Genomic DNA, 10,011 nt, shown 5'->3' on the forward strand with positions numbered 1-10,011 from the left:
GGTCGGGCGGGTGGACGAGGTCGCGGCGGTCGTGGCGCACCTGCTCTCCGCCGACGCCTCGTTCGTCACGGGCGCGACGGTGCCGGTCGACGGTGGGCGCGCGGCGCTCGGCCTCGACCCGGAGGCGCCGGCGTAGTCACATGTCCGCGGGGTCGAGCACCTGGCGCACCTCGACGAGGTCGTACGCGGCCTCGGGGATCTGCGCCGCGATCTCCGTCGCGCGTTCCATGCTGGCGCAGTCGACCAGGTAGTAGCCGGCCAGCACCTCCTTGGCCTCGCCGAACGGCCCGTCGGTGACCGCCGGCACGCCGTCGCGCACCCGCACCGTCCGGGCCGCCTCGACGGTGAGCCCGGACGACGAGACGTACTCGCCGGACGCGACCAGCCGCTCGGTCAGCTCGCGGTGCCGGCGCAGGTGGTCGTCGCCGACCTTGTCGCCGTCGTAGACGCGCTGCCAGGTCTCTTCGGTCCCGTAGATGAGCATCATGTACTTCACCGTCCGCAGCATAGGGTTTCTCTTGTGGTGCGGCCGAACAGCACGGTGGTGGCGATCGTCGGCGACGCGGCGGGCCGGATGGTCGCCGGGCTCGACGGCCTGGCGAACGTCCGTGCCGTCTCGCGGGCTCCCGGCGACGATGCCGAGCGGCGGGTCCGCGCGGCCGTCGCCCAGTCGCACGCCGCCTACGTCGTGCACGATCTCGACCCGCTGGCCGACGTCGGCGCGGCCTGGACCGGCTTCTTCGACGGCGTCGCGCCGGCCGGGACGCTGGAGGTCGCGGTCGAGGCGGCGCTGCACACGCTGCGCGCCGAGACGATCGCGCTGCCGGACTACTACGTCGTGCTCGACCCGGAGGCGCTGCCGCAGACCCGCCGGCACTGGTGGTTCGGGGTGCTCGCGGGCGTCTCGCCGAACCGGGTCGTGCCGTCCGCGGCCGACGTCGGAGCCGTCCGCGAGGTGATCGGCACGTTGCGCTCCGGCCGCTGGTGGCCCGACCCGCCGGACGAGTGGCTGCGCGGGCTCGGCCGGGTCGTGCCCGACCGCGCCGTCCTCGCCGGCTGATCCCGGCGGGCGAAGGGCTGCCGGTGCCGCAGATCCAGGTCGAGCAGGCGCACGTGAATGCCATGTTCGAGGTGCTCGACGAGCGGTTGGCGCAGGCGCGAGCCGAGCTGGCGGACGTACTGAGGTCGCCGGCCGGCGGCGCCGGCGAGGCGTACGCGCGCGACGTCGCCGCGGACCGTCTGACGCGCCGGATCCGCCGGCTGGAGGGCGCCGAGCAGGGGCTGGTGTTCGGCCGGATCGATCGCGCGGACGGCGCCGTCCTGCACATCGGGCGGCTCGGCCTGCGGGTCGAGAGCCAGGAGCTGCCGTTGCTGGTCGACTGGCGTGCAGAGGCGGCGCGGCCGTTCTACGCGGCGACCGCCGTCGAGCCGATGGGGCTTCGCCGGCGCCGGCACCTGCGCGTCGAGGGCCGGGTGGTCCGCGCGGTGAGCGACGAGCTGCTGGACGGCTCCGCGCCCGCGGCCGACGACGTCGTCGGCGACGGACCGCTGGCGGAGGCGCTGGCGGCGCGGCGCACCGGGCGGATGCGGGCGGCGGTGGCGACGCTGCAGGCCGAGCAGGACGCGATCGTCCGGTCGCCGCATCGCGGGGTGACGGTGGTGCAGGGCGGCCCCGGCACGGGCAAGACCGTCGTCGCGCTGCACCGGGCCGCCTACGTTCTGTACGCCTTCCCGGACGCCGCCGCGGACGGTGTGCTGGTGCTCGGGCCGAACGCGCGGTTCCTCGACTACGTCTCCCGGGTGCTGCCCTCGCTGGGGGAGAACGACGTGGTGCTGTCGACGTGCGCGGAGCTGGCCGGCCTGGCGCCCGCGGCGGACGAGCCGTTCGACGTCGCGCGGCGCAAGGGGAGCCTCGCGCAGGCCGCGGCGCTGGCGGACCTGGTCCGGTCCCGGCAGGCGCCCGGCGGCGACGCGGACGTCGCGACGGCACGGGCGGCCGCGTGGGCGAGCGGCCTCGCGCACAACCGGGCCCGGGAGGTGTTCAAGGAGCACCTGGTCGACGCCATGACGGACGCGCTGGAGCGAAGCGCGGCCGAGACCCTGGAGCGCATCGATGCCGAGACCGCGGCGAGCACGGGCCTGGACCTCGACGCCGCGGCCGCGGCCGACCTGCGCGCCCTCGGCTTCGACGACGCGCCGGCCGCGGACCCGGCCGAGGTGTTCGACGCGGACGCCGTCCGGGCGAGCCTCATGGACGACGCCCACGTGGACCGCAGGTTGGAGTCCCTGTGGCCGCGGCTCACGCCCGACGCGGTCGTCCGGTCCCTGCTGGCGCGTGCGCCCGGCACGCAATGGACCGACGCCGACCTGCCGCTGCTGGACGAGGCGGCCGAGCTGGTGGACGGGCCGCCGGAGCGCACGTTCGGGCACGTCGTGGTCGACGAGGCGCAGGAGCTGACCGCCATGCAGTGGCGGATGGTGGTGCGCCGGTGCCCGGCCCGGTCGATGACGCTGGTGGGCGACTTCGCCCAGGCCGGCCCGGCGACGACGGCGAGCGACTGGCCGCAGGCGCTCGGCCCGCACCTCGGCGACCGGTTCGCCCTGCACACGTTGACCGTCGGCTACCGCACGACTCAGGAGATCCTGGCCAGCACGCACGACCTGCTCGCGCGGATCGCGCCCGGTCAGGCGCCGATCCGGTCGATCCGCCACGGCGATCCGCCGCGGACCCGCAGCACCCGTCCGGAGGCACTCGCCGCCACGGTGGCCCACGAGCTCCGGGCGCAGGCCGCGGCGCACCCGGGCGACCTGCTCGCCGTCATCTGCGCGGCCGGCCGGGTCGAAGGGCTGACCGCCGCCGGCATCACCCGGTGGGCGCGCCTCGTCCCCGCCGCCGAGGCCCGCGGCCTGGAGTTCGACGCCGTCGTCATCGTCGCACCGGAGGAGATCGTCGCGGCCCGCCCCAGCGGCGAACGCGACCTGTACGTCGCGCTCACCCGCGCCACCAGGCGTCTGTGCACGATCGCGTATTGACAAATCAGATTGTCAATTCGACGATGGGAGCATGGCCGCGATCACCTACCTCGATCAGCCGGGCGAGGTGCGCGCCGCGCTGGCCCCGCCGCGGCGCGAGCTCCTGACCAGGCTGCGCGAGCCGGCGTCGGCCACGCAGCTGGCGGCGGCGCTCGGGCTGCCGCGGCAGCGGGTCAACTACCACCTGCGCGTGCTGGAGGCGGCCGGGCTGGTCGAGCTGGTCGAGGAGCGACGGCGGCGCGGCTGCGTCGAGCGGATCCTGCGGGCCAAGCCGGGCGCCGTCGTCGTCGATCCCGCCGTCATGTCCGCCGAGCTCACCCAGGTCCAGGACCAGTACGCCGCCGAGCACCTGGTCGGCGTCGCGGCCGGCACCGTCCGCGACGTCGCCCGCATGCAGTCCCGGGCCGACGAGTCCGGCCGGCGGCTGCTCACGTTCACCATCGAGGCCGAGGTCCGGTTCGCCGAGCCCGGCGACGTCCACGCCTTCACCGACGAGCTGACCGAGGCGGTCCGCCGCGTCGTCGACCGGTTCGACACCGGCGACGGCCGCCCGTACCGGCTGGTCGCCGGCGGCTACCCGGCGCCACGAGGAGACCGATCATGACCGAGACACCGCGCATCCAGGTGACCGTCGCCGCACCCGTGGAGGAGGTGTGGCGGGCGCTGCGCGAGAAGGACCGGATCCGGCACTGGCACGGCTGGGACTCGCCCGGCCTCGACGACGAGATCGACCTCATCTACTTCCAGAGCTTCACCGAGGACGAGCAGGCGCGCACGCTCGGCGTCCAGGAGGGCGACCGGATCGTCGTCGAGCCCGACGGCGACGGCGCCCGGATCACGCTGACCAGGGCGCCGCGCGGCGTCAGCCCCGAGTGGGACGCCTACTACGACGACATCACCGAGGGCTGGACGACGTTCCTGCACCAGCTGCGCTTCTACCTGGAACGGCAGCCGGACGTCGAGCGGCGCACGGCGTTCTTCGCCGGTCCGGCGGCGGGTGGATCGCCGCTGGTCGCGGCCCTCGGCCTCGACGACCTCGCGGAGCTGCCGCCCGGATCGGCCTACCGCGCGACGCTGGCCGGCCAGGACGTCGGTGGCGAGGTGTGGTTCCGCTCGGCGAACCAGCTCGGCCTGACCGTCGGCGCGTGGGGCGCCGGGCTGCTCGTGGTCGCGTCCGTGCCGCCGGGGCCGGAGAAGCCGGCCGGCTCGGCGATGGCGGTGCTCAGCACGTTCGGCCTCGACGACGCCGCGTACACCGAGCTGAACGACCGGTGGGCCGCGTGGTGGGGTGAGCGCTACCCGGCCCCGGTCGAGGCCTGACGGGCGCGGTACGCGCGGACCTTCGCGATGCTGCCGCAGGACCGGCCGTCCGGCCCGCCCGCCGTCATGAGGCACCAGCGCTTGCCGCCGTTGCGGGTGTGGTCGTAGAACGCCCAGCGGCAGTCCGGGCAGGTCTTGAGCCGGCGCCAGGTCCCGGCTCCGATGGCGGTGACGACGGTGACCAGCAGGTCGCCTGCAGTGCCGCCGTCGTGCCGGAACTCCAGCGCCCCGGCGCCGATCCGCGGCCGCACGCCGGTCCGCTCGATCCACGCGTTGACGACGTCGTCCGTACCGGCCGTGCCCTCGACGGCCGCGCGGAGGTCGTCGCGCAGCCATCGGACCCCGGCATGCTCGGCGGGCGGGACGGCGTGCGCGGCGGCCCAGCGGTCGAAGCGGTCGTCCGGCCGGCGCGTGTCGTTGGGGATCAGCCAGCTGTTCAGCAGCTCGCGTACGGCCTCCAGCGCGCCGGGCGCCTCCTGCGCGACGTTAACCATCAAATCAGTTTACCGGTTGCATCGGGGTGTGAAGCGCGGTTGACTGAGGTTCATGGAACGGGAGCTGATGTGGTCGGCGCTGGCCTGGCCGGCGACCGAGCACCTGGTGCTGCGCACTGACGCCGACGGGGTCCGCGCCGACGGGGTGATCGTCGCGCTGGACGGCCGGCCCACCCGGCTCGCCTACACGATCGACGCCGGCCCGGACTGGACGGTGCGTCGGCTGACGCTGGCGCCGTACGGCGAGCCCGGCCTGGTCCTGGACCGCCGCGCCGACGGCCGCTGGTTCGACGACGACGGCGCCGAACCGCCCGGCCTCGCCGGCTGCGTCGACGTCGACATCGCGCTGACGCCGTTCACCAACACGCTGCCGATCCGCCGGCTGGGCCTGGCCGTGGGGGAGTCGGCCGAGCTGCGGATCGTCTACGTGCAGGTCGACCGCGGCCTCACGGTCGAGGCGGCGGAGCAGCGTTATGAGCGGCTGGCCGCCGACGTCTACCGCTACGAGTCCGGCGACTTCACCGCCGACCTGGCCGTGGACGGCGACGGGCTGGTCACCGACTATCCGGACCTCTGGCGGCGGCTGGCCTGACGGTGCGCTCCAGCGACGGCTCATGGCCGCCTCACCTCCACGCACTACACGGTACGTTCTTGTCCGCTGCGGCCCTCGATGGTGGACTCGTGGCGTGACCGTTCCGACGTTGTACGAGTGGGCCGGCGGCGCCGCGGCGCTCGAGCGGCTGTTCACCGTCTTCTACACGCACGTCCGCGCCGATCCCGAGCTGAGCGAGCTGTTCCGCGACATGGACCCGGACCATCCGCGGCACGTGGCCGCCTGGCTCGGCGAGGTGTTCGGCGGGCCGCCGGTGTACTCGCGCGAGCGCGGCGGGCACGCCCACATGGTGGGCAAGCACCTGGGCAAGGGGATCACCGAGCGGCAGCGCCGGCGCTGGGTCGAGCTGCTGCAGGACGCGGCCGACGAGGCCGGCCTGCCCGCCGATCCGGAGTTCCGTGCGGCGTTCGCCGGCTACGTCGAGTGGGGCAGCCGGATGGCCGTGTTGCTGTCGCAGCCGGACGTGCGGCCCGGGCCGCCGGAGCCGATGCCGTCCTGGACGTGGGCGCTCCCGCCGTGGCAGCCGCCCGATGGGGCCGCGCCCGAGTGACCGCACACGGCTGTCCAACCGTGACCGGCGGGGCTACCGTGAATTCATGTGCAGCTGGGACGACGTCAGCCGGATCGCGACGGCGTTGCCGGAGACGAGTGAGCAGGCCGGGCGCGAGGGCCTGCGCACCTGGCGGGTGCGCGACAAGACGTTCGTCTGGGAGCGGCCGTTGCGCAAGGCCGACTACAAGGCGCTCGGCGACGCCGCGCCGGACGGGCCGATCCTGGGGGCATGGGTGCCCGACCTCGGCGCCAAGGAGGCGATCCTCGCCGACGATCCGGACGTCTTCTTCACCACGCCGCACTTCGACGGGTACCCGATGGTGCTGGTGCGGCTGGAGCGCATCGACGAGCCGGAGCTGACCGAGCTGGTGGTCGAGGCCTGGCTGGACCGCGCGCCGAAGAAGGTCGCGCAGGCCTACCTCGACGACGTGCGCTGATCAGGGCCGGATCCGGATCCCGTCCAGCGCCATCGTCAGCACCCGCTCCAGTTGGGCGGGGTCGGCGAACGGGTACATCGTGACGCCCCCGACGAGCCGCAGCACGTCGTCGAAGGAGGCGTCCGGACGGGCGTCGCCGGCGTCCTGGGCGCGGCGCAGCAACGGCTCGCCGGCCGCGCCGATGGCCTGCCGGCCGGTCGCGAACACGGGCGAGTCGTAGTTCAGCGCCTCGGCGATGGCCCGCTTCGTCGCCGTGTAGCTGACGAAGCGACGCAGCCAGCCGGCCAGCGCCTCCCATGGCGGCAGCCCGGCGAGCTCGTCGGCGGCGCGGCACAGCACCTCGACCTCGTCGACGTAGACGCTCTCGAACAGGTCGCGGCGGGTGGGGAAGTGGCGGTAGAGCGTCCCGATGCCGACGCCGGCCCGGCGGGCGATGTCCTCCAGCGACGCCGAGACGCCGGCCTCGGCGAACGCCTCGCGAGCCGCGGTGAGCAGCTTCTCGTAGTTGCGCCGGGCGTCGGCCCGCTTCGGCCGGCGCGCGAAGGCGTCGGCCGGCGCGCCGTCGGCCGGCGTCGCGTCGTCCTCGTCCGTCATGTCCACCTCCTCGGCAGCCCTTGCAAACGGAGGCAAGCCTCCATATGGTGAAGTGGAGGGTTCCCTCCACCTTATTCGTCAACCCCGTCTCCCCGCGAAGGAAACCACCCCATCATGAAGGTCGGACTGCAGATCCCCAACTTCACCTGGCCCAACGGCCCTGCCGCGCTGGGCCCCGAGCTGGCCGCCGTCGCCCGGACCGCCGACCAGGCCGGCTTCGAGTATGTCGCGGTCATGGACCACTTCTTCCAGATCGGCGCGGTCGGCCCGGTCGAGAACGACATGCTCGAGGCCTACACCGCGCTGGGCTTCCTGGCCGCGCACACCGAGCGGGCCAAGCTCTTCACCCTCGTCACCGGCGTCCACTACCGCGAGCCCGGCCTGCTGGCCAAGGCCATGACCACGCTCGACGTGCTGTCCGGCGGCCGCGCGATCATGGGCATCGGCGCCGGCTGGAACGAGGAGGAGTCCCGCGGGCTGGGCTTCGCGTTCCCGCCTGTCGCCGAGCGGTTCGAGCGGCTGGAGGAGACGCTGCGCTACCTGCTGCAGATGTGGTCCGACGACGAGGGCCCGTTCGAGGGCCGCTTCACCCAGGCCACGAGGCTGCTCAACTCGCCGCAGTCGCTGAGCCGGCCGCACCCGCCGATCATGATCGGCGGCGGTGGCGAGAAGAAGACGCTGCGGCTGGTCGCCCAGTACGCCGACCTGTGCAACCTGTTCGACACGCCGGACCTGCCGCGCAAGCTCGACGTGCTGCGGCAGCACTGCGACGACGTCGGCCGCGACTACGACGAGATCACCAAGACCGTCTACCAGGTGCTCGACGTCGGCCCGAACGGCGAGCGGACCCAGCAGCTGATCGACCGGCTCGGACGGCTGGCCGACCTGGGCTTCGACGCCGCCGTGGGCTCGGCGCCGTCGGTGCCGCGGCTGGACGAGCTGGAGCGGATCGGCGCCGACGTGATCCCGATCGTCGAGAAGCTCTGAACGACGTCAGTCGGCGGCGAGCTCGCGGAACTTGCGCAGGTCGCCGCCGCAGGCATGGGTGACGAGCTCGACGGCGTCGGGTTCGTCGGCGTCCTGCAGCCGCAAGGCCAGCACGGTGTTGATCAGCATGCCCTCGGCGAGGAAGTGGCTGGCCTCGTCGGGGGCGAGCCCGGCCTCGTCACGGACCAGCCGATAGATGGTGAGGAAGCCCTCGCGGCCGGTCCGCCCGATCGCGGTGTCGCTGCCGAGGCTGAAGAGGTGCAGCAGTGACAGCAGGATGCCGCGGTCGGCCACCAGGTCGATGTAGGCCGCGCCGAGCCGCTGGGCGACCGGCCGGCCGTCGTCGGCGGCGATGGCGGCGCGGAACGCGGCCTCGATGCGGCCGACCGCCCGCCGGGCGACCTCGACGAACAGGGTCTCCTTGCTGCCGAACGTGCGCACGACGTAGGCCTGGCTGATGCCGGCCGCGATGGCGATCTGGTCGGTGGTGGCGCCCGCGTAGCCGCGCTCGCCGAACACGACGGTCGCCGCGGCCAGGATCGACTCGCGCCGCTCGGCTGCGGGGAGCCGCTGTCTCGTCTCCATGGTTGACATGTTATCAGTCGATTACTACTGTCGAAGTAATCAACCAATAACAACCCATGCGAGGAGGCGCGGCGGATGAACGGCGTGCGAGTCCGGCCGACGTGGCTGCTGATCCTGGCGGCGTCGGTGCCCATGTTCATGGCGGCGCTGGACAACCTGATCGTGACCAGCGCGTTGCCCGTCCTGCAGCGGGAGTTCGAGGCGTCGATCGAGGAACTGCAGTGGTTCGTCAACGCCTACACGCTGGCGTTCTCCGGGCTGATCCTGGTCGCCGTCGCGCTCGGTGACCGGTACGGCCGGCGCCGGGTGTTCGCGCTCGGGCTGGCGCTGTTCACCGTCGCGTCGGTGCTGTGCGCGCTGAGCGTGGAGTCGTGGCAGCTGATCGCCGCCCGTGCGGTCCAGGGCGCGGGGGCGGCGGCGCTGATGCCGCTGTCGCTGACCCTGCTGTCGACGTCGGTGGCGCCGCGGCTGCGGCCCGTGGCCATCGGCGTCTGGGGCGGCGTGACGGGGCTCGGCGTCGCGCTCGGCCCCCTGGTCGGCGGCGCCGTCGTCGAGGGCCTGTCCTGGAACGCGATCTTCTGGCTGAACGTGCCGATCGGCCTGCTGGCGCTGCCGCTGGTGCTGACGGTGCTGCCGGAGTCGTTCGGCCGCCGGGTCCGCATCGACCTCGTCGGCGTCGCGCTGGCCAGCACCGGGCTGGTCGGGCTGGTCTACGGGATCGTCCGGGCCGAGGCGGCCGGCTGGGGCAGCGCGCAGATCGTGACGACGCTGGGCGGCGGCCTGCTGCTGCTCGGCCTCTTCGTGGCGTGGGAGCGGCGGACGGCGGACCCGCTGCTGTCGCTCGGGCTGTTCCGCGACCGGAGCTTCTCCGTCGCCAACGCCGTCGGCGTGCTGTTCAGCTTCGGGGTGTTCGGGGCGATCTTCATCCTCATCCAGTTCCTGCAGGTCGTGCAGGGGTACAGCCCGCTGGAGGCCGGTGTGCTGACGATGCCGTGGACGATGGCGCCGATGGTGGTCGCGCCGCTGGCCGGGCTCGCGGTGCCGCGGATCGGGACCCGGCTGCCGATCGTCGCCGGGCTGACGTTCGTCGCCGCGGCGCTGGCCTGGATCGCGCTCGTCATGACCGAGACCGTCGGCTACGGGCGGCTGGCCGGGGCGTTCGTGCTCGCCGGCGTCGGCATGGGCCTGGTCATCGCGCCCAGCGCCACCGCCGTGCTGGCGACGATCCGCGACGAGGACAACGCGAAGGCGTCCGGCACCAACTCGGCACTCCGCGAGATCGGCGTCGCTCTGGGCATCGCGGTGCTGACGGCGGTCTTCACCGGCGCCGGCGGCGAGCTGACGCCGTCGGGCTACGTCGACGCCGCTGTCGTCGCGGTGCTCGTGGGGGCGGGGG

The 10,011-nt window shown here is 73.7% G+C and carries 14 protein-coding genes; 10 read left to right on the forward strand and 4 right to left on the reverse strand.

Features of this window, described 5'->3' with window-relative positions; translation table 11 throughout:
- Window positions 1-10 precede the first annotated feature (10 nt).
- The gene (locus C1I92_RS35410; protein WP_267896781.1) at window positions 11-136 is read left to right on the forward strand and encodes an SDR family oxidoreductase; all 126 of its coding nucleotides are present in this window, start codon (window positions 11-13) and stop codon (window positions 134-136) included.
- Here C1I92_RS35410 and C1I92_RS31895 read toward each other — a convergent pair whose 3' ends face one another.
- Entirely contained in the window at window positions 137-487 is a 351-nt protein-coding gene (locus C1I92_RS31895; protein WP_111258666.1) for a YciI family protein, read from the reverse strand. It lies immediately after the preceding gene.
- 33 nt (window positions 488-520) lie between these two features.
- Here C1I92_RS31895 and C1I92_RS31900 point away from each other — a divergent pair, with 33 nt between their 5' ends.
- The 4 genes from C1I92_RS31900 to C1I92_RS31915 are packed head-to-tail and all read left to right on the forward strand — an operon-like array spanning window position 521 to window position 4,353.
- The gene (locus tag C1I92_RS31900; protein WP_111258656.1) at window positions 521-1,060 is read left to right on the forward strand and encodes a hypothetical protein; all 540 of its coding nucleotides are present in this window, start codon (window positions 521-523) and stop codon (window positions 1,058-1,060) included.
- 23 nt (window positions 1,061-1,083) lie between these two features.
- Window positions 1,084-3,033 (forward strand): HelD family protein, encoded by a 1,950-nt coding sequence (locus tag C1I92_RS31905; protein WP_199521799.1) that lies wholly within the window; start codon window positions 1,084-1,086, stop codon window positions 3,031-3,033.
- A 31-nt stretch (window positions 3,034-3,064) separates the two neighbouring features.
- The gene (locus C1I92_RS31910) at window positions 3,065-3,637 is read left to right on the forward strand and encodes a winged helix-turn-helix domain-containing protein (protein ID WP_111258657.1); all 573 of its coding nucleotides are present in this window, start codon (window positions 3,065-3,067) and stop codon (window positions 3,635-3,637) included.
- Window positions 3,634-4,353 carry an SRPBCC family protein gene (locus C1I92_RS31915; RefSeq protein ID WP_111258658.1) on the forward strand — a complete coding sequence of 240 codons (720 nt, stop codon included), beginning with the start codon at window positions 3,634-3,636 and terminating at the stop codon, window positions 4,351-4,353. The genes C1I92_RS31910 and C1I92_RS31915 overlap by 4 nt, the downstream gene beginning before the upstream one ends.
- Here C1I92_RS31915 and C1I92_RS31920 read toward each other — a convergent pair.
- The gene (locus tag C1I92_RS31920; protein ID WP_111258659.1) at window positions 4,329-4,847 is read right to left on the reverse strand and encodes a CGNR zinc finger domain-containing protein; all 519 of its coding nucleotides are present in this window, start codon (window positions 4,845-4,847) and stop codon (window positions 4,329-4,331) included. The two genes, C1I92_RS31915 and C1I92_RS31920, sit on opposite strands and share 25 nt — an antisense overlap.
- 52 nt (window positions 4,848-4,899) lie before the next feature.
- On the opposite strand from C1I92_RS31920, the gene C1I92_RS31925 reads away from it, so the two are divergent.
- The 3 genes from C1I92_RS31925 to C1I92_RS31935 all read left to right on the forward strand — a co-directional run bounded on the left by C1I92_RS31925 (window position 4,900) and on the right by C1I92_RS31935 (window position 6,449).
- Entirely contained in the window at window positions 4,900-5,439 is a 540-nt protein-coding gene (locus tag C1I92_RS31925; protein ID WP_111258660.1) for a putative glycolipid-binding domain-containing protein, read from the forward strand.
- Between the two features lie 94 nt (window positions 5,440-5,533).
- Window positions 5,534-6,010 carry a group II truncated hemoglobin gene (locus C1I92_RS31930; protein WP_199521800.1) on the forward strand — a complete coding sequence of 159 codons (477 nt, stop codon included), beginning with the start codon at window positions 5,534-5,536 and terminating at the stop codon, window positions 6,008-6,010.
- Window positions 6,011-6,056: 46 nt separating this feature from the next.
- Window positions 6,057-6,449: an MmcQ/YjbR family DNA-binding protein gene (locus C1I92_RS31935; protein ID WP_111258668.1), complete on the forward strand. Its 393-nt coding sequence runs from the start codon at window positions 6,057-6,059 to the stop codon at window positions 6,447-6,449.
- Here the strand turns inward: C1I92_RS31935 and C1I92_RS31940 are convergent, their stop codons facing one another.
- Window positions 6,450-7,043, reverse strand: coding sequence for a TetR/AcrR family transcriptional regulator (locus C1I92_RS31940; protein WP_111258662.1), 594 nt, complete (start codon window positions 7,041-7,043; stop codon window positions 6,450-6,452).
- A gap of 114 nt (window positions 7,044-7,157) precedes the next feature.
- On the opposite strand from C1I92_RS31940, the gene C1I92_RS31945 reads away from it, so the two are divergent.
- Window positions 7,158-8,030, forward strand: coding sequence for an LLM class F420-dependent oxidoreductase (locus C1I92_RS31945; protein WP_111258663.1), 873 nt, complete (start codon window positions 7,158-7,160; stop codon window positions 8,028-8,030).
- A 6-nt stretch (window positions 8,031-8,036) separates the two neighbouring features.
- Here C1I92_RS31945 and C1I92_RS31950 read toward each other — a convergent pair whose 3' ends face one another.
- Entirely contained in the window at window positions 8,037-8,615 is a 579-nt protein-coding gene (locus tag C1I92_RS31950) for a TetR/AcrR family transcriptional regulator (protein ID WP_111258664.1), read from the reverse strand.
- Between the two features lie 75 nt (window positions 8,616-8,690).
- Here C1I92_RS31950 and C1I92_RS31955 point away from each other — a divergent pair.
- A partial coding sequence (locus C1I92_RS31955; protein WP_111258665.1) for a DHA2 family efflux MFS transporter permease subunit occupies window positions 8,691-10,011 on the forward strand: 1,321 nt, incomplete at its 3' end.

Origin of the sequence: Jiangella anatolica, from assembly GCF_003236295.1 — a bacterium.
GTDB lineage: Bacteria > Actinomycetota > Actinomycetes > Jiangellales > Jiangellaceae > Jiangella > Jiangella anatolica.